Here is a 21,306-nt window from a genome sequence, read left to right on the forward strand (position 1 = left end):
CGCCGGAGCCGTGAGCAATTCCGCGTGCTGAGCCGCGCTACGTTCTGATGCGCGGGATTTCACGCGTCTGGGTTGAGATCCAGTGCAGCGGGATCTGGATCGCCACGCGGGTCCCGCCGCCGGCGTCGGGCGCCCACACAATGCTTCCGCCGAGCTCGCCCTCGATGAGCGTGCGCACGATCTGCGTACCGAGACCATCGCCGACGGTGCCGCCCGGCAGGCCGGTCCCGGTGTCGACCACCTCGACGGTGAGCCGCTCGTCGGTGCGATCGGCGCGGATGAACACCTCACCCTCGCGGCCGGCGAGCCCGTGCTCCACCGCGTTGGTCACGATCTCCGTGAGCGCGAGCGCGAGCGGCGTCGCGTACTCGGAGGGGAGCTCGCCGAACGAGCCCTCCTTGTGCGGGTGCACCGTGGTGCCGTGCAGGCTAGCCACCTCCGCGGCGAGGCCGAGCACGCGGTCAAACACCTCGTCGAAGCTCACGATCTGCGACAGCCCGGTCGCGAGCGTGTCGTGCACCACGGCGATCGCGGCGACGCGACGCATGGCCTGACCGAGCACTTCCTTGGCTTCCTCGCTGCGCGCGCGGCGCGCCTGCACACGCAGCAGCGACGCCACGGTCTGCAGGTTGTTCTTCACGCGGTGGTGGATCTCGCGGATCGTCGCGTCCTTGGTGATCAGCTCCTGCGCCTGCTGGCGCAGCTCCGTCACGTCTCGGGTGAGCACGATCCCACCGACGCGCGCCCCGTCGCGGAAGACGGGGATCGAGCGCAGCGTGATCGTGCGACCGTTGGTGTCGATCTCCACGCGCTTCGCGATCTTGCCCTGGGCGATCAGCGGAAGCGACTCGTTCGTGTCGAACTGGCCCTTGACGATCTCAGCGATCACCTCGGAGAAATTCTCGCCCTCGATCTCGTCGCGGTAGCCGAGCGTGGTGAAGGTGGTCTGCGTGTTCGGGCTCGCGAAAGTGGCCTCGCCGTCGAGGTTGACGCGGACCAGGCCGTCGGAAGCACGCGGGGATCCCTGCTCGCCACCGCGCGCGTTCCCCTTCATGGGGAACAGGCCTGCCTGGATCATGCCGAAGAGGTCGTCGGCCACCTCGCGGAACGCGGCCCCGATGCGAGAGGCCGGCTGGGTGTCTGCAACGCTCGTGTGCACCGTCACGACCGCGAACGGGCCGCGCACCGCGCCATGCTCGTCGAGCCGGCTCACGGAGTACGCGGTGAGCCGCATCGGGTTCTCCTCGTACCAGGCGGGAGACGTCGAGGTGACCCGCTGGCCGCTCTCCATGGTCTGGTCCACGAGCGCGCGCCAGTCCGAGCGCAGGAAGTCGCCAATCACGTCGCGGTAGAACAGCGTCACGGAGCCGGCTGGCCGGCTGTGTGCGACCGCGAGATACTCGCCGGTGTCGGACGGCACCCACAGCACCACGTCGCTGAGCGCGAGGTCTGCGAGGAGCTGCCAGTCGAGGGTGAGCAGCTCAAGCCACTCGATCTCCTCCTCGCTGAGGGAGGAGTACTTCGTCGCAAGGTTCCTGAGAGTGGCCACGTCCCCAGCGTAGAGCACGAAGCGGCTCGTGCGCGGCTCGCACTCCGGTCATGAACGACCTGGACGCAAACGCTATTTGACCGGCACCAATTGGACTTTCATATGGTGGGCAGCACACATCTCAATCCCGAAGCACGCGGGCGACGTGGGGGAACGCACGGCGCGTCACACCCGGGAGAGCCGAAAGGACCCCCTGTGCCCCACGCCGCCCATCACTCAGCTGTGCCTGCCGCCGCGCTGCGCACGCCAGCCCCGAACACCGCACCGCAGCGGGGCGCCACGGCGACGCAGCGAACGGGGACGCAGCGCGGCGCCGGCGCCCAGCGGGGCCTCGGGCCGCGGCGGCGGGCCGGGCACCTCCAGGCGGTCCCGGCGAACCCGGCAGCGCACGCCCCGGCGGTGGTGCTCCCGGTCCCCGGCGAGCGCCCGCCAGATCTCGCGCCGACGCCGGCCAGGATCCAGCGCCTCGCGCTCGCCGCGTTCGAGGTGCTTGAGGGCACCCGCGCGCTCGGCCAGCTCGCGGGAGCCGTCACCCCGGAGGTGGCCCGCACGCTCAAGTGGCGCCGCACCGCGCGCACGGAGCGCCGCACCCTCTACGGCGATCAGCGGGTGATCGTGGCCACACCGGGTCCCGCGCACCTCAGCGAGCCACGGCCCGGGGTGATCGAGGCCACGGTGGTGCTGCACGCGCGCGGCCGGACGAGCGCGGTGGCGCTGCGGTTCGAGCTCCTGGGAACACACTGGCGGGCGACGCACCTCACAGTATTGTGAGGTGCGTCGCCCGCCAGTGATCCGCGCTTCCGGCGGTTACGCCTCGGGGTTCGCGCGCAGGCGCGACACCTCGTAGAGCGCAACGCTCGCCGCGATGCCGGCGTTCAGCGACTCGGTCACGTCGTGGATCGGGATCGACACCACGGCGTCGCACGTCTCGGTCACGAGCCGGGACAGGCCCTTGCCCTCGCTGCCGATCACGATCATGAGCGGGCGATCCGCGAGCTCAAGCCCGGGCAGCGACACGTCGCCGTCCCCGTCAAGGCCGATGATAAACACGCCCTGCTTCTTGAACTCCTTGATCGTCTGCGTGAGGTTCGACGCCATCGCGACGGGGATCCTGGCGGCCGCGCCGGCCGAGGTCTTCCACGCGGCGGAGTTGAGGCCCGCCGAGCGGCGCTGCGGCACGACAACGCCCTGCCCGCCAAACGCGCCGACGGAGCGGATGATCGCGCCGAGGTTGCGGGGGTCGGTCACGCCGTCGAGCGCCACAATCAGCGGCACCTCGTCGCGGTCGATGATCTCGTCGAGCATCTCCATGGGGTGTGCGTACGCCATCGGCGGCACCTTGAGCACCACGCCCTGGTGCACGGTGTCGCGCTCCGTCATGCGATCGAGCTCCTGGCGCATCACCTCGAGCACGGGCACGTTGCGGTTGGTCGCCAAGCGCAGGATCTCGCGCATCCGGTCGTCCATCTCAACCTTTGACGCGATGTAGAGCGTGGACGCGGGGATCCGCGCGCGCAGCGCCTCGACCACGGCGTTGCGCCCGGTGACGAGCTCAGCCTCTTCCTTCTTGCGACCGCTGCCGGAGCCGCGGCCCCGCTCGGGGGTCTGCCCCGAGCGCTCGGCGTAGCGGGCCTTCGCGGCGTCGTAGCGCTCGCGCGACTTCTTCGCCTTGAACTTGGCGTGGTACTCGCGGTCTTCCGCCTTCGGGGTGGGCCCGCGGCCCTCCAGGGCCTGTCGCCCCTGCCCGCCGGACCCGACAGCCTTGCCGAGCCCCTTCTTCCGGATAGCTCCGGTACGGCTCTTCTTATTCGTCATGTCAGGCTCCAGCGTGTTCCAGTCGGTGTGTCTTCAAGCGAGATGCCCGCACGGTGCAGTGCGTCACGGATCTCGTCGCTCTTGGCGAAGTCTCGGCTCGCACGGGCTTCAGATCGCTGCTCGAGAAGGTCCGAGACGAGACTGTCGAGCGCGGTGGTGCGCTCCGCGGCCGCCCAATGAGCATCGTTGGGGTTGAGGCCGAGCACATCGAGCATGCCAAGAATCTGATAAGTATACGCGTGAATCTGGGCAGCATCCTGTTCGGTGCGCGCATCGAGCGCCGAATTGCCCGCGCGAACGGTCTGGTGGATCACGGCGAGCGCCTGCGGCAGCGCAAAATCGTCGCGCATTGCGGCCACGAACTCGGCGGGAAGTTCAGGGCTGGCCCCGCCGGATGCTCCGGCCCCAGCCAGGTCCACGCCGGCCTCGGCGGCCCGCGCAAGGAACCCCTCGATGCGCGAGAACGCGGCCTCGGCCTCGGCGAGCGAGGTCTCCGAGTACTCGAGCACGGAGCGGTAGTGCGCCGAGCCGAGGAAGTACCTGAGCACGATCGGCCGCGCCTGCGCGAGCAGATCCGCGGCAAACAGCGAGTTGCCGAGCGACTTCGACATCTTCTGGCCGCCCGTGTTGACGAGGCCGTTGTGAATCCAGTGTCGCGCGAACGGGTCGCCGGCCGCCTGCGACTGCGCGAGCTCGTTCTCGTGGTGCGGGAAGCGCAGGTCGAGGCCGCCGCCGTGGATGTCGAACTCGGCGCCAAGGTAGCGCGACGCCATGGCAGAGCACTCAATATGCCAGCCGGGGCGACCGCGACCCCACGGCGAGGGCCACGAGGCAGACTCCGGCTCGGAGCCGCGGTGCGCTTTCCAGAGCGCGAAATCGCGCGGATCTCGCTTGCCCACGGGCTCGGAGTCGGCGGCATCCTCCATCTGGTCGCGGCGCTGCCGCGTGAGCGCGCCATACTCGGGCCAGCTCGCGGTGTCGAAGTACACGCTCGCTGAGCCGTCGCCCGCCTGATAGGCGTGGCCACGCTCGATGAGGCGCTCGATCAGGGCGACCATCTCGGCGATGTTTGCGGTCGCGCGCGGCTCGTAGGTGGGGGGCAGCACGCCAAGCGCGTCGTACGCCGCGGTGAACTCGCGCTCCACGCGATACGCGAGCGCCCACCACTCCTCGGTGCCACCTGCCTCCTGGCCGGCGCGCGCGTGATCAAGAATCTTGTCGTCGATGTCCGTCACGTTGCGGATCATCGTCACGTCGAGCCCGGTCGCCTCGAACCATCGCCGCATCTGGTCGTACACGAGCACGCTGCGCAGGTGACCGATGTGCGGCGCCGACTGAACCGTCGGACCGCACACGTACAGGCTCACGCGGCCCGGCTCGCGGGGTTCGAAGTCGACGACCGCTTGCGCACGAGAATCGTAGATGCGTTGCTTCACGCTGTAAGCCTAGCGTCCGCGGTCGCGCCGGCCCCGAGCCGCACGCGACCGCCGCCTCGGGCGTTAGTCGAGCGAACCGCTCAGGAAGAATTGCATCTGCTTCGCGACGCTGACCGCGTGATCGCCGAAGCGCTCGTGGTAGCGGCTCGCGAGGGTCGCGTCGACCACGCCGGTCGGGTTGTTCGCGAGCTTGTCGCTGAGCACCTTCTCGAACACCTTGGCGTGCAGCTCGTCGAGATCGTCGTCGAGATCGCGGATCTCGGCGACCACGTCGAGCTCCTGCGTGCGCAGCAGCTCCACCAGCTTCGCAGCCATTTCAACGTCGAGCGCGGCCATCCGCACGAACGTCTTAGTCAGCCCCTTGGGGATCGCACTCTCCGGGTACCGGTAGCGCGCGAGCTGCGCGATGTGCTGCGCGAGGTCGGCCATGCGCTCGAGCGACGCGCTCATTCGGAGCGCACCAACGACCAGGCGCAGATCCGACGCGACCGGCTGCTGCCGCGCGAGGATGTCGATGGCGTGCAGATCGAGCTCTGCGGCGAGCGCCTCGATCTCCTCGACGTCGTCGATCACCTTCTCGGCGATTGCCACGTCCGAGTTGCCGAACGCGCTCGTCGCGTTCTCGATCGCGTCCTCGACGAGCTCCGCGATCTTGACCAGTCGTTCCTGAACTTCACGCAGCGACTGCTGAAACACTTCACGCATGCGGTTTCCTCTCTGATTTCGCGCCTCCGGGCACCCTCACCAGTGTGCGCGGCGCCGGTAAACCGTGCCGCACCGGCAGGTGAACAACAGTTGAACTCTGCTCTTTCAGGAAAACACCCCCCTACGATGAGAGACATGGACCCGGCTTCGCTCGTGCTCACCTCGATCACACTCGGCGTGCTGATCGGCGCTGGTACCACGGTAGCAATCGTGGGGGCCCGTCGAGCAGGATTGCGCCGCGCGGCGGAAATGCGCCCCGAACTGCCAGACGTCGCCACGTCGATCCTCGACGAGATCGACACGTTCGCGGTGATCCTCGACTCGGCGCTGGCCCCCGTGTACGCGAACCGCACCGCACGCGAGGAGCGTCACGTCGGCGACGTTGAGCTCGCCGATCCGGAGTTCCTCGGCAGTGTGCGCCGCGTGATGTCTACCGGGGTGCCGGACACGCACGAGCCAGATCCGAACAACCCGGCGGACACCGTCAGGATCCACATTGTTCGCTTCCAGCCGCGCTTCGTGCTCATCCTCGCGGAGGATCTCGGGGAGGAACAGCGGGTAAACGCGATGCGCCGCGACTTCATCGCGAACGTCAGCCACGAGCTCAAGACCCCGATCGCGGCGATCGGTCTCCTCGCCGAGGCCACGCAGCAGGCCGCGGACGAGCCCGAGCTGGTGCGCGACTTCTCGAAGAGCCTCGTGAAGGAGTCGCGCCGGCTCGGCGAGCTTTCGCGCGACATCATCCAGCTCTCGGAGGCACAGTCGGCGCTGCGCCCGGAGGATCGCGAGCGGGTCTCGCTGCGCGACCTGGTGCGCGGAGAGGTCGATTCGCACCGCTCCTTTGCCGGGCAGCACGACGTGGAGCTGGTGATTACCGACGACTCGAGCGCCGGCGAGGAGCCGATCATCCTCGGCCGCCCCACATCGCTGGCCTCGGCCGTGGCGAACCTCCTCAGCAACGCGATCCGGCACTCCCCCGCTGGGGGCCGCGTGGGGATCGGTATGAGCTCGGAACTCGGCCGCTTCACCGTGACCGTCACCGACCAGGGCGAGGGCATCGCCCCGGAGCACCTGCCCCGCATCTTCGAGCGGTTCTACCGCGTCGACGGAGCCCGCACCCGTGGCGACGGCGGGACTGGCCTCGGCCTGAGCATCGCCCGGCACACCATGCGCGCGCACGGCGGCGACGTCGACGTCTGGTCGCAGCCCGGGGTCGGGTCGAGCTTTACCCTCTCCTTCCCGCTCCACGAGACCGGCGGCTCCGCAAAGAACGCCAAGCGGATCAAGCGCGCAAAGCGGGCCGTGCGCGCCGCAGCGCACGCCCGCACCGCTGATACGAACCCGGCTGCCCCGGCAGCATCCTCCCCGAAGGGAACCAAGTAGTGGCACAGCACATCCTGCTCGTTGAAGACGAGGAATCGATCTCCCGTCCGCTCGCCTTCCTCCTCGAGCGCGAGGGGTACCGCGTGACGGTCGTGGACGACGGCGCTGCCGCGCTCACCACGTTCGCGACGGCGCAGCCGGATCTCATCCTGCTCGACCTCATGCTGCCCAGCCTGCCCGGCACCGAGGTGTGCCGCGCGATCCGGCTCACCTCGCAGGTCCCGATCATCATGCTCACCGCCAAGGACAGCGAGATCGACATCGTGGTGGGGCTTGAACTCGGCGCCGACGACTACATCACCAAGCCGTACTCGACCCGCGAGCTGCTCGCGCGCGTGCGCGCCGCGCTGCGACGCACCGGCGCCGCCGAGGAGGAGCGCGAGAACGTGGACGCGTTCGTGCTCGACGAGCTGGGGATCCGGCTCGACTCGGAGCGGCACTCGGTCACCGTGCGCGGCGAGGAGATCGCGATGCCGCTGCGCGAGTTTGAACTGCTCGAGATGCTGATGCGGCACTCCGGCCGGGTGCTCACGCGCGGGCAGCTCATCGACCGCGTGTGGGGAAGCAACTACTACGGCGACACCAAGACGCTCGACGTGCACGTGAAGCGCATCCGCGCGCGCATTGAAGAAGAGGCGTCACAGCCGAAGCTGATCTCGACCGTGCGCGGGGTCGGCTACCGCTTCGGATAGCCCCGGCGCGCGGGGCCGCAGCGCTGCCAACCGCCGGGCGTAGCGCGGCACGGGGCGGTGCGGCCGGGCCGCGGGACCCCCGGCGGTTTCACGCGAAACATCGGTGTCGGTGGGTGCCGATAGCCTGAGCGCGTGCCCGCTCCCGCAGTTCCCGCCGCTCCCCCCACGCCGCCGGTCGCGCCCGCGTGGTGGCTGCTCGGCGAGTCCGGGGCAGGCGGGATCACCGCCGTGCCGCTCGACAGCGTCGGGGCCGCGGGCGACGCCGTGCAGCTGGACCCCGCCGCGTTCCCCGCCTTCGTCGCCGCGCGCGAGGCGGCGGGCACCGTGCGCTGGGTGTGGAGCGACACCCCGCATTGGTACCCACGGTTGCTCGACGCCGGCGTGTGTGTGTCGCGCTGCCACGACCTCAGACTGAGCCACGCGATCCTCGCGGGCTCCGAGCGGGTAGCCGACCCCGCTCCCCTCCGCGCCGCGCCCGAGTGGGACGCGGGCCCAGCGCTCCCCACGGCGCCGGTGCAGCCGGAGGCCACGCTCTTCGACTTCGCCATCCCGGCCGCGCATCCCGACTCGGTGCCGCACGACACCGCGGCGGGGCTCGCCGAGTTCGCGCGACAGCGGGCCGCGTCTGGCGAGCGAGGCGACCTGCGGCTGCTCCTCGCCGCGGAGTCCGCTGGCGCGCTCATCGCGATCGAGATGGCCACGGCCGGGCTCCCCTGGGACACGGCGGAGCACGACCGCCTGCTCCAGGCCGAGCTCGGCCCGCGGCCCGCCCCCGGGGCGAAGCCGGCGCGGATGGTCGCGGTGGGCGAGGAGGTGCGCGCGGCGCTGGGGGACCCGAGCGCCAGCCTCGACTCCCCTCCCAAGCTGGTGCGCGCGCTGCGGCGGGCGGGCATCGACGTCGCATCCACGTCGCAGTGGGAGCTCATGGAGCACGAGCACCCGGCGATCGCACCGCTGCTGCACTACAAGAAGCTCGCGCGGCTCCTCACCGCGAACGGGTGGACCTGGCTCGACGAGTGGGTGCACGACGGCCGCTACCGCCCCGTCTATGTGCCGGGCGGCGTGGTCACCGGGCGCTGGGCGTCGAGCGGCGGCGGGGCGCTCCAGCTCCCCCGCCAGCTCCGCCCGGCGCTCCGGGCGGATCCGGGCTGGCGGCTCGTCAGCGCCGACGTGGCGCAGCTTGAACCGCGCGTGCTGGCCGCGTACGCCGGCGACCGGGCCCTCGCCGCCGCCGCGCGCGGCACCGACCTGTACTCGGGGATCGTGGCGACCGGCGCGGTCGCCACCCGCGAGGAGGCCAAGTACGCCGTGCTCGGCGCCATGTACGGTGCCACGACCGGCGAGGCCGGCCGGCTCGCGCCGCGGCTCCGGCGCGCCTACCCCACCGCGATGGGGGTCCTCGACCGCGCCGCGACCACGGGCGAGACGGGCGGGCGGGTCGCCACCCGCCTCGGCCGTACCTCTCCGTCGCCCGCGCGCGAGTGGCTCGATGAGCAGGCCGCGGCGAGCCTCCCGGGGGCCACCCCCGCGGACGAGGCGCGGGCGCGGCGCGCGGCGCGCGAGCTCGGGCGCTTCACCCGCAACTTCATCGTGCAGGGCACCGCCGCCGAGTGGGCGCTCGCCTGGCTCGGCGGGCTCCGCGGCAGGCTTGCGGCGCTCCCGGTGGCTTCCGATGTCGCCCCCGCCCGCGCGTCGGGCGCCGTCTTCGAGCGCCGGGCGCACCTCGTGTTCTTCCTGCACGACGAGGTGATCGTGCACGCCCCGGCCGAGCAGGCAGACGCCGTCGCGGCGGCGATCACCGCGGCGGCGGCGGACGCCGGGGAGCTGCTGTTCCCCGGGGCGCCCATCGACTTCCCGCTCGACCTCAAGATCGCCGAGCGCTCGGACGCGAAGTAGCCCAGACGCGAAGTAGCCCAAACGCGAAATAGCCCAAACGCGAAATAGCCCAAACGCGAAGTAGCTCAGACGCGAAGCAGCTCAGACGCGAGGCAGCTCAGACGCGAGGCAGCTCAGACGCGAGGCAGCTCGCGCCGGGAGCGAATACCGCGCGCACGGGGCACAACGCAGAGCGTCCCCGGGCCGCTGTGGCCCGGGGACGCTCTGCTACCGCTCGAATCGACTAGTTCGTCTCTTCGGTGGCTTCCTGGTCGTCGTTCGTGGTCGACTGCGACGCCGCCTCGTCTTCGGCCTCGAGCTTCTTCTCGGACGACTTCACGTCGGCCTCCGAGAAGCCCGTGGGGAGTACGTAGTCCCGGTACTCCGGGAGGGTGCCGTCGAGTACGGGGATGCTGTGGCGCACCTCTTCCTCGCCGGTCTTCTGGAAGTACGCGTCGACCGTCGCGCCGGGCTTTGCGCCCGGGATCGTCACAAGCACGGGGGTCTCCTCGCCGGCGGGGTTGCCGAAGAGGGTGTTCCCCGTGGGGATCGTGAACTCAGCGCGAGCCTTCTGGGCCCCCTCGCTGGTAAAGCTGATCGCGAGATCCTGCTCCGCGCCCGTGAGGTTCACCGCGCCAAACACCACGTTGAAGTTCTCACCGCTCTCGTCGGCGACAAGCATCATGTTGCGCACGTCGAGATTCGCGATCGTCACATCGATGCCGTCGCTGGGCGCGTAGTGCTCAAGCGTCCCCTGCGGGGCAATCAGGCTGCACCCGGTGGCGCCAAGCGCGAGGGCCGCCGCAATCGCGATGGACGAGGCAATCCGAATCTTCAAGGTGGTCCTCCGAGCTGTGGTTCATTCGTGAGTGCAGCGCCCGAATCGGGTGCGCACAGTCATTCCCAATCATACTCACCCCCGCGAAGCGGCCGCAGCTTAGGTAAGCCTAACCCATGCCGGAAGCGGTGTGGTATTCTAATGGTTGGACTGTAAAGGAGCCACTCGATGCAATTTGAGGTCGGAGAGACCGTTGTCTACCCCCACCATGGCGCCGCCAAGATCATCGAGGTGAAGAAACGCAAGCTGGGTGGCGAGGAAAAACTTTTTCTGAAGCTGCAGGTCAACCAGGGCGATCTCACCATTGAGGTCCCCGCTGAGAACTGCGATCTCGTCGGTGTACGCGACGTGATCGACCAGGAGGGCCTCGAGCACGTGTTCGAAGTGCTGCGTGCCCCCTTCACCGAAGAGCCGACGAACTGGTCGCGCCGCTACAAGGCAAACCTTGAGAAGCTCGCCTCCGGCGACGTGATCAAGGTGTCTGAGGTCGTGCGTGATCTGTGGCGTCGCGATCAGGAAGTGCGATCGCTGTCCGCCGGCGAAAAGCGCATGCTCGCGAAGGCGCGGCAGATCCTCGTCTCCGAGCTCGCGCTCGCCGAGAAGACCGATGAAGAGAAGGCCGGGGCCGTGCTCGACGAGGTGCTCGCCTCCTAGCTCGGTTTCGAACCGTCTTCACCCGAACGCCCCGCAGCTCCTGCGGGGCGTTCGGCGTTTCCGGGCACCCGAGCGCCGGATCGATCCGGATCCGCCCCCGGCCTGCCCCGCGGAGTACCCTGGACGCATGACCGCGATCACGAACGATCCCGCCACCCGCCCCCTCGCGACGCTGGGCGTCATCCTCGTCGGAGCCGGCTCAGGAACACGGCTCGGCGCCGACGTGCCCAAAGCCTTCGTTGAGCTCCACGGCCGCAGCCTCATCGAGTTCGGCATCGGTGTGGTCACGTCCCTGCCGCACACCGGGCACCTCACGGTCGTGATCCCGGAGGCGCGCGCGGCACAGACCCTCGCGCTCGTCGACGAGATCCTGCCGCGCGACTCGAGCTGGACGGTCTCGGTGGTGGCCGGCGGACGCGAGCGCCACGAGTCAGTGCGCTTCGGGATCGCGGCGCTCCCCGACTCGGTCGACACCGTGCTGGTGCACGACGCGGCGCGGCCGTTCGCGAGCGCCGAGCTCTTCGAGCGCGTCGCCGCGGAGGTGCGCCGCACCGGTGACGCGGTGATCCCGGCCCTGCCCGTCTCCGACACGCTCAAGCGGGTCGACGCGGACGGGGTGGTGCACGAGACCGTCGACCGGGCGCCGCTCGTCGCCGTGCAGACGCCGCAGGGCTTTCGCCGCGAGGTGCTCGAGGCGGCGCACTCGGCCCGGCCCGACGAGCCGGGAGACACGCTGCCGACCGACGACGCCGAGGTGGTGCAGCGCGCCGGCGCACGGGTGCGGACGGTGCCGGGCGAGCTCCGCGCGCACAAGCTGACCACGGCGGAGGATCTGCCAATCCTCGAGTACTTCCTCACCGCCAACGTGATCGGCCTGGAGGTCGAGGCGTGATCCGGGTGGGCAACGGCTTTGACGTGCACGCCTACGATGAGGCCTCCCCGCTGCGCCTCGCCGGGCTCGACTGGCCGGGCGAACCGGGGCTCTCGGGGCACAGCGACGGCGACGCCGTGTGCCACGCCGTCGTTGACGCGCTGCTCTCCGCGGCCGGCCTCGGCGATATCGGCGAGCTGGTCGGCGTCGACCAGCCCGGCACGGCCGGAGCCGCGAGCACCGGCTTCGTGCGCCTCGCCCTCGACCGGCTCGCCGCGGCCGGGTGGCGGCCCGTCAACGTGACCGTGCAGATCGTGGGCAACCGGCCCCGCTTCGCCGCGCGTCGCGCTGAGGCGCAGCAGGCAATGAGCGAGCTGGTGGGTGCCCCCGTGTCGCTCGCGGCGACCACCACGGATCACCTCGGCTTCACGGGCCGCGGCGAGGGGCTCGCGGCGATCGCGACGGCGCTGATCGAACAGGCCTAGCGCGGATCGGCGCGCGGTGCGCGCCGCAGCCGCAGGGTCCGCCGGCTGTGACGGCGGCTGCTGCTAGACCGCGTAGTCGCCGACGAGGCGCACGGCCCCGCCGTCGACGCCCTTGGCGCCCTGCTCGAAACCGGCGAAGTCGCGCTCGCTCGTGGCGACGGTGCCGGCCAACCAGGTGTGCAGCCCCTCGGCGGTGAGCGCCGCGGCGACCTGCGGGGCCTGCGCCGCCGAGACCACGGCGAACATGCCGACGCCCAGGTTCCAGGCACTCTCGAGCGACTGCAGCGAGTGGCCGCCGAGCTCGGCGAGGTGCCGGAACACGGGCAGCGGCGACCAACTGGCGCGCTCGATCTCCACCCAGGCGCCCCGCGGGAGCACGCGGGCGAGGTTTGCGGCGATGCCGCCGCCGGTGACGTGGCTGAGCACGTGGATCGCGCCGTCGAGCGTGGGGTCGTCGAGCACGCGCAGCAGCGGCGCAGTGTAGAGCGCGGTCGGCGTCAGGAGCGCCTCACCGTAGGAGGCGCCCAGCTCGGCGCTGTGGTCGCCGTAGCCGATGCTCCGCTCAGCAAGGATGTGGCGCACCAGCGAGAACCCGTTCGAGTGCAGGCCGGAGGCCGCCATCGCGAGCACCACGTCGCCGTCTTGCACGAGCCCGGGCTGCAGCATGCGATCCGCCTCGACAACGCCGGTGGCGGCGCCCGCCACGTCGTAGTCGTCGACCCCCAGGAGGCCCGGGTGCTCGGCGGTCTCGCCACCGACGAGCGCGGTTCCCGTGGCCTCGCAGGCCTCGGCGATGCCGCGGACGATGTCGGCAATGCGCTCGGGCACGATCTTGCCGCACGCGATGTAGTCGGTCATGAACAGTGGCTTGGCGCCCACCACCACGATGTCGTCGACGACCATCGCGACGAGATCCTGACCAATGGTGTCGTGCTTGTCGATCGCCTGCGCGATCGCGACCTTCGTGCCAACGCCGTCCGTGGAGGAGGCGAGCAGGGGCCGCTTGTAGCCGAGCAGCGCCGAGGCGTCGAACATGCCGGCGAAGCCGCCCACCCCGCCGAGCACCTCGGGGCCGTGCGTGCGGGAGACCGCCGACTTCATCAGCTCGACGGCGAGGTCACCCGCCACGGTATCCACTCCGGACTGGGCATAGATCGACGCGTTTTCGCTCACGCACACAGCTTACCGTGCCCCGCGGGGCACGGCGCCCGCCCGGGGTGTGGGAGACTATACGGGCGTCTGACTGACGCACCACCCACCTCCAGGGAGCAACACAACAGCATGTGCGGCATCGTCGGTATCGTCTCGTCCGAACCCGTCAACCAGCAGATATACGACAGCCTCCTGCTCCTGCAGCACCGCGGCCAGGATTCAACCGGCATCGCAACGCTCGAGGGCGATTTCTTCCACATGGTGAAGGCGCGCGGCCAGGTCCGTGAGGCCTACCGCACGCGCGACATGCGCCAGCTCGCGGGCACCGTCGGCCTGGGCCACGTTCGCTACGCGACCCGCGGCAACGCGGCCCGCGAGGAGGAGGCGCAGCCGTTCTACGTGGGCGCCCCCTACGGCATCATCCTCGTGCACAACGGCAACCTCACGAACACGCGTGAGCTCACCGCCGAGCTCTACAACGTTGACCGGCGGCACCTGAACACGCACTCGGACACCGAGCTGCTGCTCAACGTGCTCGCGAACGAGCTGCAGGCCGGCATCGCCGGGCTCTCCCTCGACGAGGATCAGATCTTCGACGCGGTGACCCGCGTGTACGAGCGCGTCGAGGGCTCGTACGCGTCGATCGCCCTGATCGCCGGCTACGGCCTGCTCGCGTTCCGCGACCCGTTCGGGATCCGCCCGCTCGTGCTCGGCAAGCGCACGGGGAAGACGGGCACAGACGAGTGGATCGTCGCCTCGGAGTCGCTCGTGCTCGAGTCCGGCGGCTACGAAATCGTGCGCGACGTGGAGCCGGGCGAGGCGATCCTCATCACCCCGGACGGCGCGATGACCTCGCGCCGCTGCTCCACGCGCTCCGAGCTCGTGCCGTGCGCGTTCGAGTACATCTACCTCGCCCGTCCCGACTCGGTACTCAGCGGCATCTCGGTGTACGACGCGCGCCTGCGCCTCGGCGAGTCGCTCGCGGAGACCGTCGCCGAGCAGATCCCCACGGGCGACATCGACGTCGTCATGCCGATCCCCGACTCCGGGCGCCCCAGCGCGATGCAGATGGCGCAGAAGCTCGGCATCCCGTACCGCGAGGGCTTCTTCAAGAACCACTACGTGGGCCGCACCTTCATCATGCCCGGCCAGGCAGTGCGCAAGCGCAGCGTCCGGCAGAAGCTCAACGCGATGAGCACCGAGTTCGCCGGCAAGAACGTGCTCCTCGTCGACGACTCGATCGTGCGCGGCACCACCTCGAAGGAGATCGTCGAGATGGCGCGGGCGGCGGGCGCGCGCAGCGTCACCTTCGCCTCGGCGGCGCCCCCGGTGCTCTTCCCGCACGTCTACGGGATCAACATGCCCACGCGCAGCGAGCTGATCGCGCACGACCGCACCAACGACGAGATCAACGCCGCGATGGGCAGCGACCGCCTCGTCTACCAGACAGTGGAGGGCATGAACCGCGCGATCCTCGGCGGGCAGTCCACCGTGACGCGCCTGGAGCAGAGCTGCTTCACCGGCGAGTACATCGCGGGCCACGTCGACGCCGAGTACCTCGCCTGGGTCGAGGCCACGCAGGAGAGCTAGCGCCGCGCGCGGGCCGCACGCCCGCGCACGACCTCCGGATACACGACACCGGGGTGCGGACGGATCCGCACCCCGGTGTTGTGTTGCAGCGCCCGGCTACTCGGAGCCGTCAGCAGGCTTCTTCGGCGCGGGCGCCTCCGTGGTCGTGTCGGCCGCCGCGGGCGTCTCGGTCGGAGCGGATCCGGTGGTGCCGGATCCGGCAGCCTCCTCCGGCTTCGCCGCACCCGTCGCCGACTCGTCGGCGTCGCTGCGCACCTCCTTCTTGAGGATGCGCATCGACTGCCCCAGGCTCTTCGCGAGACCCGGCAGCTTCGGTGCACCGAACAACAGCAGCACGATGAAGAGAATGACCAGCAGGGTGGGGCCAGACAGGTTTCCGAACATTCGGGGTGACTCCGATCGAGTGGGCAGACGCCTAGGAGGCGTCGGTGCCGCGCGAGTTAGCTGAGGGCTGTGCCGGGGTCTCGGGGGTGTCAGCGTCGTCGCTGCGCACTTCCTTCTTCAGGATCCGCATCGACTGACCCAGGCTCTTAGCAAGACCCGGCAGCTTCGGTGCCCCGAACAACAGCAGAATGACAAAGAGGATGACCAGCAGGTGCCAGCCACTCAGGTTTCCAAGCATGAGGATGCTCCGATCGATCGTGGTGACGCGATTATCGCACGTCAGACTGGATTGCGACCCCACGACCCCGCGAGCGCCGCGCCACCGCGCCCAGGATCAGCGCGAGCACGCCGCCCAGGAGCAGCCCGATCGCGGCCCCGATGAGCGCCATGAAGCCGGCGATCTGGCCCATCGTGTAGTTCGCGTCGTCGAGCACCGGGAACACCAGGGAGGCGAGCATGCCGAGCAGGGCGCCCAGCAGCGCGAAACCGACGATCACGCGGCCGTACCGCACCGAGCGCTGCAGGGTGACCTCGCGCTCCACCACCGTCACGATGGGCTCGCGCTCGGCCTCCGCCTCCGCAACCGCCGCTGCGCCTGTTTCTCCCGCTGCGTCGGCGGGCACGGCGGGGTCCGCGGCGAGCTGCGGGGACGCGCCTCGGGCCGGGTCAGCGGTCGTCTCGTCGGCGCTCGGCGTCTCCGGGAGAGTGGGCTCGGGGTGCGTCGCTGGATCCTGCTGCGGCTGCGGATCCGCGGCGTCGGGAGTACTCATGCGTCTATTGTCTCAGGCTCGGGCTGTGGATCGTGTCACCCGCGCGAGGGCACGAGCGGGAGCAGCCCGCCGAGGGTCGCTCGCGAGCCCGACGCGTTGATCCGCGCCGCGGCAACCGCGTCGTCCCAGGAGAGCTCACCGGTGGCGAGCGCCAGCCAGGTGTCGGGGTCTGTTTCGATCACGTTGGGCGGGGTGCCGCGCGTGTGCCGCGGCCCGGGGACGCACTGCACGGCGCCGAACGGGGGGACGCGCACCTCAACCGAGTTGCCCGGCGCGCGCTCGGCGAGCTCCTCGAGCAGAAACCGCACGGCCATCGCCCGCACGGTCCGCGGCGCGTCCGGCTCGGCCGTGGCCGCGAGGGCCGCCCGGCCGTCCGCCTCTGAAATCTTGCGCTTCGCCACGACCCCAGCGTATTGCATGCCCCAGGATCGGCCCGGCGCGCCCGGTGCCGCCCCAACCGGTGCCTGCGCATCCCCTAGGCTTGAGCGCGTGAAGATCCTCGTCTTGGGGCCGGGTGCCCGTGAACACGCCATCGTTCTTGCGCTTCTCGCCGAGGACGCCCACCACGACGTCGTGTGCGCCCCCGGGAACGCCGGCATCGCCGCGAGCGGCGTCGAGACCCCGGCGCTCGACTACACCGATCCCGGTGCGGTCGCCGAGTTTGTGCGCGAGCGCGGCTTCGACCTCGTGGTCATCGGGCCCGAGGCGCCGCTCGTCGCCGGTGTCGCTGACCCACTGCGCGCCGCGGGGGTGCCCGTCTTCGGGCCAAACCAGGACGCCGCCGAGCTCGAGGGCTCGAAGGCCTTCGCCAAGCGGATCATGGACGCCGCCGCCGTGCCCACCGGCCGCGCCGCCCGCGTCGCCTCGCCAGCCGAGGCCGGGGCCGTGCTCGACGAGTTCGGGGCCCCCTACGTGGTGAAGGCCGACGGTCTCGCCGCGGGCAAAGGCGTGCTCGTGACCTCCGATCGCGACGCCGCGCTCGCGCACGTCGCGACCTGGGCCCCGCACGGGGACGTGCTGGTCGAGGAGTTCCTCGACGGCCAGGAGGTCTCGCTGTTCTTCTTTGCCGACGGCCACGACGTGCTGCCGCTCAGCCCCGCTCAGGACTACAAGCGCATCTTCGATGGCGACGAGGGCCCCAACACGGGCGGCATGGGTGCGTACTCGCCGCTGCCCTGGGTCGCCGACGACTTCGTGGCGGAGATCACCCGCACCGTCGCGCTGCCCACGGTGCGACAGCTGGAGGCCGAGGGCACACCGTTCGTTGGGCTGCTCTACTGCGGCCTCATCGTCACCGCGGCCGGGGTGCGCGTCATCGAGTTCAACGCGCGCTTCGGTGATCCCGAGACCCAAGTAGTGCTTGCCCGCCTCGAATCACCGCTGAGCCAGTATCTGCTCGCGGCCGCGACCGGCACGCTCGCGGCGCAGCCGGAGCCGCGCTTCTCCGATGAGCCCGCCGTGATCGTCGTGGTCGCGAGCGAGGGCTACCCGGGCGACGTGACCACGGGGCGCCCGATCACCGGCATCACGGCCGCCGAGCAGCTCGCCGGGGTGCACGTGGTGCACGCGGCGACCGCGCGCGACGCAGACGGCGGCTGGGTCGCGACCGGCGGCCGCGTGCTCGGCGTCGTGGCCCGGGGCGAGAGCTTCGCCGAGGCGCGCGAGCTCGCCTACTCGGCGGTGTCCGAGATCTCGCTCGAGGGCTCGCAGCACCGCACGGATATCGCGGCGCGCGTCGCCTAGCGCCAACGACTGAGGCCCCCTCCGCGTGCGGAGGGGGCCTCAGTCGTCTGTGCCGGCCGGCCGGGGCCCGGCCGAGCCCGGCGAGCCCGCCCACCGCCGGCGAGGCGCGCTCGTCGCGGCGGGGACGCGCTAGTCGCGGCGGTCCGGCTCGGCGAAGTCGCCCCGAATCAGCGCGTCGAAGTCGGGATCTCCCGTCGGCGACGACTCGGCTGCCGCTTCCTCGGGCTCGGCACCCGCGGCCTCGGCGTCCGTGGGCTCAGCGTCGCCGGGCTCGGTATCCGTGGACTCAGCGTCCGCGGGCTCGGCGTCGCCGGGCTCGGCGTCGCCGGGCGCAGCTTCGCCGGGCTCGGGATCGCTCAGCTCGGCGTCCGGTGATTCGGCGTCCGCGGGCTCGGTCGCCACCGTGACCGCGTGAATCGGTGCGGTGTCGGCGTCGAGCGGCGCGGCGGCGTCTGCGTCTGCAACCCCGGCGTCATCAGCGTCTTCAGCGCCTGCAGCCCCTGCCTGGTCAGCCTCGTCGGCGGCGTCTGCCTCGGCACCGGCGTCCGCGACGTCTGCGCCCTCCTCCTGCGCGGGGGAAACTGAATCGGTCGGCGCGGCATCGCTCGCCGCGGCCGCCACCGGCACGGCCTCGAGCCATCCGTCTTCCACGGCGCGATCGATCGCACCGCTCAGGTCGCGCAGCAGCACCTGCCAGCCGTCCTGTGAGGCCGCGGCCCGCTCCGCCGAGTCTGGCAGCGCGTCAAACCCGGTCTCGGTCACGGTGATCCCGGTCTCGGCCCCCTGGGAGCGCAGGGTCAGCAGCACGGCCGTGTCGCGGAGGTCGCCGGCCTCGCGCCAGGTAAACCCGATCGCGTGCCCCTCCACCCACACGTCGACCGTGCCGCTCGCGTCGCGGCTCACCGATTCTTCCTCGGTGTCCTCGGTCCACCGCTCTGAAATCTCGCCCCCCACCTGGGGTTCAAGCCGCAGTTCCGGCCACCACTGCGCGCGGTAGTCAGAGTTTGCAAGAAATGCCCACGCAGCGGTTCGTGCCGCCCGCAACCGGCTTCGCGCCACAACCGGCCCCAATGGGATCATGGTTCTCCTCCGCGTCTGTCGGTGTTCAGTCTCTCGGGCCACGCACTGGCGCCTGAGCTTCGAGGCGCTGGCCTCAGTACCCGAACCGGAACAGTGCTCCACCCGTCTACCCACGACCTTAACCGCACCCCCTGACATCCACTCCGGTTTCACACGAATGTCGCGGAACTGCCTCGCTCTAGCCCCGGCCCGGCCCGGGCGGGTCGCGGCCGCGGATGGTGAAAGAATGGGGGTGTGACGCAACTCTCATCTCCCCCGCAGCTCGCTGGCTGGACCCACACCTACTCCGGCAAGGTCCGCGATCTCTACGTCCCGGCCGACGGCTCCGCCGACTACCTGCTCGTCGTGGCGAGCAACCGGGTCAGCGCGTTCGACCACGTGCTCGAACCGCCGATCCCCGGCAAGGGGGCGCTGCTCACCGCGCTCTCGAACTGGTGGTTCTCACGCATCGAGCTGCCAAACCACCTCGTGGCGCCCGCCCCGGGCGTGCCGGAGGTGCCCGCCGAGGTCGCCGATCGCGCGATGCTCAGCCGGCGACTCGAGATGTACCCGATCGAGTGCGTGGTGCGCGGGGCGCTCACCGGTTCGGGCTTCGCCGAGTATCAGCGGACGGGCGCCGTGTGCGGCATCGAGCTGCCCGCCGGACTCTCGGACGGCGATCTCCTCGACGCCCCCATCTACACTCCCGCCTACAAGGCGCCGCTCGGCGAGCACGACGAGAACATCACCTACGAGCGCAGCGTGGAGCTCGTGGGGGCCGAGACCGCTGCCGCGCTGCGCGACGCCTCGCTCGCGATCTTCACGGCGGCGCGCGAGCAGGCGGCGGAGCGCGGCGTGGTGCTCGCCGACACCAAGTTCGAGTTCGGCCGCGACCCGCGCACCGGCGAGCTGGTGCTCGCCGACGAGGTACTCACCAGCGATTCGTCCCGCTACTGGGACGCAGACACCTACTTCACGGAGGGGCTCAGCGGCAGCGCGCGGCTCGCCTCGTTCGACAAGCAGATCGTGCGCGACTGGCTGGCCGCCAACTGGGATCGCACCGGCGAGCCGCCCGTGCTGCCCCACGAGATCGTTACCCGCACGCTTGCGCGGTACCGCGAACTGCTGGAGCGGATCACCGCGTAGACAGCCGCCGCGCGCCGCCGCCTGCCGGCTCGATCCGCCCGCTCGATCCGAGCGCGGATCCGGGTCACGGGCGCGGTGCTCGCCGGGTAGACTGAGAGCTGTCCGTGGGGGCGGCTCAGCGCCGGATCCCCGGCCACCAGACCCTCGAATCGCGAAACCGGAGTCGTCAGTGCCCACGATTGTTGTTGATGTCATGCCCAAGGCCGAACTGCTCGATCCGCAGGGCAAGGCCACCACCGGCGCGCTTGCTCGCCTCGGACACGACAAGTTCGAGAACGTGCGCATCGGCAAGCGCTTCGAGTTCACGGTCGCCGGCGACGTCACCGACGAGGTGCTCGCAGAGGTGCGCCAGGTCGCCGACGAGATCCTGTCGAACTCCGTCATTGAGGACGTCGTCTCGATCACCGTCGACGGCGAGGCGCGGTAATGGCACCCCGCATCGGGGTCGTCACGTTCCCCGGTTCGCTCGACGACCGCGACGCGCAGCGCGCCATCCGGATCGCCGGCGGCGAGCCCGTCGCGCTCTGGCACGCCGAGCACGACCTGCAGAGCGTTGACGCGATCGTGCTCCCCGGCGGCTTCAGCTACGGTGACTACCTGCGGCCGGGCGCCATCGCCGCGATCGCGCCGATCATGACCGAGGTGATCGCCGCAGCAAACCGCGGCATGCCGGTGCTCGGGATCTGCAACGGCTTCCAGGTGCTCGTCGAGGCGCACCTGCTGCCCGGCGGCCTGATCCGCAACGCACACCAGCAGTTCATCCGCCGCGACCAGCGCCTCGTCGTGGAGAACGTCGACACGGCCTGGACGCACCTCTTCACGCCGAACGAAGAGATCGTCATCCCACTGAAGAACGGCGACGGCGGCTACGTCGCAAACGACGAGACCCTGAAGCGGCTCGAGGGCGAGGGCCTGATCGCGTTCCGCTACGCGGAGGTCAACCCCAACGGCTCCCTCAACGACATCGCCGGCCTCAGCAACGAGCGAGGTAACGTGGTCGGCCTCATGCCGCACCCCGAGCACGCGGTCGAGCCCGGCTTCGGCCCCGACTCCCCCGAGGCGATGAGCTCGGGCGTCGACGGACTGCGCTTCTTCGAGAGCGCGATCGCCGTACTCACCGCGCGGGTCTAACCCAGCCCCGCCGCACACACCACTGCCC

Annotated in this window: 23 protein-coding genes; 12 read left to right on the forward strand and 11 right to left on the reverse strand. The window is 70.6% G+C overall.

The annotated features are described in order from the left end of the window. Positions 1-37: 37 nt before the first annotated feature. Entirely contained in the window at positions 38-1,549 is a 1,512-nt protein-coding gene (locus tag EV139_RS08695; RefSeq protein WP_130453910.1) for a sensor histidine kinase, read from the reverse strand. 195 nt (positions 1,550-1,744) lie between these two features. On the opposite strand from EV139_RS08695, the gene EV139_RS08700 reads away from it, so the two are divergent. Beyond that, positions 1,745-2,320, forward strand: coding sequence for an Rv3235 family protein (locus EV139_RS08700; RefSeq protein WP_130453911.1), 576 nt, complete (start codon positions 1,745-1,747; stop codon positions 2,318-2,320). A gap of 36 nt (positions 2,321-2,356) precedes the next feature. On the opposite strand, the gene rlmB is transcribed toward EV139_RS08700, so the two are convergent. The 3 genes from rlmB to phoU all read right to left on the reverse strand — a co-directional run bounded on the left by rlmB (position 2,357) and on the right by phoU (position 5,505). Then, the gene (rlmB, locus tag EV139_RS08705; RefSeq protein ID WP_130453912.1) at positions 2,357-3,364 is read right to left on the reverse strand and encodes a 23S rRNA (guanosine(2251)-2'-O)-methyltransferase RlmB; all 1,008 of its coding nucleotides are present in this window, start codon (positions 3,362-3,364) and stop codon (positions 2,357-2,359) included. Beyond that, on the reverse strand, positions 3,361-4,800 hold the full coding sequence (cysS, locus tag EV139_RS08710; protein ID WP_130453913.1) for a cysteine--tRNA ligase: 1,440 nt from the start codon (positions 4,798-4,800) through the stop codon (positions 3,361-3,363). The genes rlmB and cysS overlap by 4 nt, the downstream gene beginning before the upstream one ends. A 63-nt stretch (positions 4,801-4,863) precedes the next feature. Continuing rightward, entirely contained in the window at positions 4,864-5,505 is a 642-nt protein-coding gene (gene phoU, locus EV139_RS08715; protein ID WP_130453914.1) for a phosphate signaling complex protein PhoU, read from the reverse strand. A gap of 135 nt (positions 5,506-5,640) precedes the next feature. Here phoU and EV139_RS08720 point away from each other — a divergent pair, with 135 nt between their 5' ends. The 3 genes from EV139_RS08720 to EV139_RS08730 all read left to right on the forward strand — a co-directional run bounded on the left by EV139_RS08720 (position 5,641) and on the right by EV139_RS08730 (position 9,476). Continuing rightward, positions 5,641-6,888 carry a sensor histidine kinase gene (locus EV139_RS08720; RefSeq protein ID WP_130453915.1) on the forward strand — a complete coding sequence of 416 codons (1,248 nt, stop codon included), beginning with the start codon at positions 5,641-5,643 and terminating at the stop codon, positions 6,886-6,888. Continuing rightward, complete coding sequence (locus tag EV139_RS08725; protein ID WP_130453916.1) at positions 6,888-7,580, forward strand: response regulator transcription factor; 693 nt, start codon at positions 6,888-6,890, stop codon at positions 7,578-7,580. The genes EV139_RS08720 and EV139_RS08725 overlap by 1 nt, the downstream gene beginning before the upstream one ends. 132 nt (positions 7,581-7,712) lie before the next feature. Next, positions 7,713-9,476 (forward strand): bifunctional 3'-5' exonuclease/DNA polymerase, encoded by a 1,764-nt coding sequence (locus EV139_RS08730; RefSeq protein WP_241989005.1) that lies wholly within the window; start codon positions 7,713-7,715, stop codon positions 9,474-9,476. Positions 9,477-9,699: 223 nt separating this feature from the next. On the opposite strand, the gene EV139_RS08735 is transcribed toward EV139_RS08730, so the two are convergent. After that, a complete protein-coding gene (locus EV139_RS08735) occupies positions 9,700-10,293 on the reverse strand; it encodes a DNA modification methylase (RefSeq protein WP_130453917.1) in 594 nt (197 codons plus the stop codon). A gap of 168 nt (positions 10,294-10,461) precedes the next feature. Here EV139_RS08735 and EV139_RS08740 point away from each other — a divergent pair, with 168 nt between their 5' ends. The 3 genes from EV139_RS08740 (at position 10,462) to ispF (ending at position 12,303) form a co-directional block, all read left to right on the forward strand. Beyond that, entirely contained in the window at positions 10,462-10,947 is a 486-nt protein-coding gene (locus tag EV139_RS08740) for a CarD family transcriptional regulator (RefSeq protein WP_130453918.1), read from the forward strand. Positions 10,948-11,074: 127 nt separating this feature from the next. Continuing rightward, positions 11,075-11,839, forward strand: a complete 765-nt coding sequence (gene ispD, locus EV139_RS08745) for a 2-C-methyl-D-erythritol 4-phosphate cytidylyltransferase (protein ID WP_130453919.1) — start codon at positions 11,075-11,077, stop codon at positions 11,837-11,839. Next, positions 11,836-12,303 (forward strand): 2-C-methyl-D-erythritol 2,4-cyclodiphosphate synthase, encoded by a 468-nt coding sequence (gene ispF, locus EV139_RS08750; RefSeq protein ID WP_130453920.1) that lies wholly within the window; start codon positions 11,836-11,838, stop codon positions 12,301-12,303. Before ispD ends, ispF begins: the two co-directional genes overlap by 4 nt. 63 nt (positions 12,304-12,366) lie before the next feature. On the opposite strand, the gene purM is transcribed toward ispF, so the two are convergent. After that, complete coding sequence (purM, locus tag EV139_RS08755) at positions 12,367-13,476, reverse strand: phosphoribosylformylglycinamidine cyclo-ligase (RefSeq protein ID WP_130453921.1); 1,110 nt, start codon at positions 13,474-13,476, stop codon at positions 12,367-12,369. A 108-nt stretch (positions 13,477-13,584) separates the two neighbouring features. Here purM and purF point away from each other — a divergent pair, with 108 nt between their 5' ends. Beyond that, positions 13,585-15,045: an amidophosphoribosyltransferase gene (gene purF / locus EV139_RS08760; RefSeq protein ID WP_130453922.1), complete on the forward strand. Its 1,461-nt coding sequence runs from the start codon at positions 13,585-13,587 to the stop codon at positions 15,043-15,045. 96 nt (positions 15,046-15,141) lie between these two features. Here purF and tatA (EV139_RS08765) read toward each other — a convergent pair whose 3' ends face one another. The 4 genes from tatA (EV139_RS08765) to EV139_RS08780 are packed head-to-tail and all read right to left on the reverse strand — an operon-like array spanning position 15,142 to position 16,600. Further along, complete coding sequence (tatA, locus tag EV139_RS08765; RefSeq protein ID WP_130453923.1) at positions 15,142-15,429, reverse strand: twin-arginine translocase TatA/TatE family subunit; 288 nt, start codon at positions 15,427-15,429, stop codon at positions 15,142-15,144. Between the two features lie 31 nt (positions 15,430-15,460). Further along, positions 15,461-15,667, reverse strand: a complete 207-nt coding sequence (gene tatA / locus EV139_RS08770; RefSeq protein WP_130453924.1) for a twin-arginine translocase TatA/TatE family subunit — start codon at positions 15,665-15,667, stop codon at positions 15,461-15,463. Between the two features lie 31 nt (positions 15,668-15,698). Then, positions 15,699-16,199, reverse strand: a complete 501-nt coding sequence (locus EV139_RS08775; protein WP_130453925.1) for a hypothetical protein — start codon at positions 16,197-16,199, stop codon at positions 15,699-15,701. Between the two features lie 35 nt (positions 16,200-16,234). Then, entirely contained in the window at positions 16,235-16,600 is a 366-nt protein-coding gene (locus EV139_RS08780; protein ID WP_241989006.1) for a sterol carrier family protein, read from the reverse strand. Positions 16,601-16,688: 88 nt separating this feature from the next. Between EV139_RS08780 and purD the strand changes: the two genes are divergently transcribed. After that, complete coding sequence (purD, locus tag EV139_RS08785) at positions 16,689-17,942, forward strand: phosphoribosylamine--glycine ligase (RefSeq protein WP_130453927.1); 1,254 nt, start codon at positions 16,689-16,691, stop codon at positions 17,940-17,942. Positions 17,943-18,071: 129 nt separating this feature from the next. Here purD and EV139_RS08790 read toward each other — a convergent pair whose 3' ends face one another. Next, positions 18,072-19,022, reverse strand: coding sequence for an SRPBCC family protein (locus tag EV139_RS08790; protein ID WP_198677506.1), 951 nt, complete (start codon positions 19,020-19,022; stop codon positions 18,072-18,074). 234 nt (positions 19,023-19,256) lie between these two features. Between EV139_RS08790 and EV139_RS08795 the strand changes: the two genes are divergently transcribed. The 3 genes from EV139_RS08795 to purQ all read left to right on the forward strand — a co-directional run bounded on the left by EV139_RS08795 (position 19,257) and on the right by purQ (position 21,278). Beyond that, positions 19,257-20,147 carry a phosphoribosylaminoimidazolesuccinocarboxamide synthase gene (locus EV139_RS08795; protein WP_130453929.1) on the forward strand — a complete coding sequence of 297 codons (891 nt, stop codon included), beginning with the start codon at positions 19,257-19,259 and terminating at the stop codon, positions 20,145-20,147. A 169-nt stretch (positions 20,148-20,316) separates the two neighbouring features. Further along, the gene (gene purS / locus EV139_RS08800; protein ID WP_130453930.1) at positions 20,317-20,574 is read left to right on the forward strand and encodes a phosphoribosylformylglycinamidine synthase subunit PurS; all 258 of its coding nucleotides are present in this window, start codon (positions 20,317-20,319) and stop codon (positions 20,572-20,574) included. Further along, on the forward strand, positions 20,574-21,278 hold the full coding sequence (gene purQ / locus EV139_RS08805) for a phosphoribosylformylglycinamidine synthase subunit PurQ (protein ID WP_130453931.1): 705 nt from the start codon (positions 20,574-20,576) through the stop codon (positions 21,276-21,278). Before purS ends, purQ begins: the two co-directional genes overlap by 1 nt. Positions 21,279-21,306: the final 28 nt, after the last annotated feature.

It is taken from the genome of Leucobacter luti (assembly GCF_004217175.1).
Taxonomy (GTDB): Bacteria; Actinomycetota; Actinomycetes; order Actinomycetales; family Microbacteriaceae; genus Leucobacter; species Leucobacter luti.

What these genes read in the sequence shown, in the direction of transcription:
- rlmB (WP_130453912.1), bottom strand. Translation starts at nt 3,364, where the DNA reads ATGACGAATAAGAAGAGCCGTACCGGAGCTATCCGGAAGAAGGGGCTC.
- phoU (WP_130453914.1), bottom strand. Translation starts at nt 5,505, where the DNA reads ATGCGTGAAGTGTTTCAGCAGTCGCTGCGTGAAGTTCAGGAACGACTG.
- EV139_RS08720 (WP_130453915.1), top strand. Translation starts at nt 5,641, where the DNA reads ATGGACCCGGCTTCGCTCGTGCTCACCTCGATCACACTCGGCGTGCTG.
- EV139_RS08740 (WP_130453918.1), top strand. Translation starts at nt 10,462, where the DNA reads ATGCAATTTGAGGTCGGAGAGACCGTTGTCTACCCCCACCATGGCGCC.
- ispD (WP_130453919.1), top strand. Translation starts at nt 11,075, where the DNA reads ATGACCGCGATCACGAACGATCCCGCCACCCGCCCCCTCGCGACGCTG.
- purF (WP_130453922.1), top strand. Translation starts at nt 13,585, where the DNA reads ATGTGCGGCATCGTCGGTATCGTCTCGTCCGAACCCGTCAACCAGCAG.
- tatA (WP_130453923.1), bottom strand. Translation starts at nt 15,429, where the DNA reads ATGTTCGGAAACCTGTCTGGCCCCACCCTGCTGGTCATTCTCTTCATC.
- tatA (WP_130453924.1), bottom strand. Translation starts at nt 15,667, where the DNA reads ATGCTTGGAAACCTGAGTGGCTGGCACCTGCTGGTCATCCTCTTTGTC.
- EV139_RS08775 (WP_130453925.1), bottom strand. Translation starts at nt 16,199, where the DNA reads ATGAGTACTCCCGACGCCGCGGATCCGCAGCCGCAGCAGGATCCAGCG.
- EV139_RS08790 (WP_198677506.1), bottom strand. Translation starts at nt 19,022, where the DNA reads ATGATCCCATTGGGGCCGGTTGTGGCGCGAAGCCGGTTGCGGGCGGCA.
- purQ (WP_130453931.1), top strand. Translation starts at nt 20,574, where the DNA reads ATGGCACCCCGCATCGGGGTCGTCACGTTCCCCGGTTCGCTCGACGAC.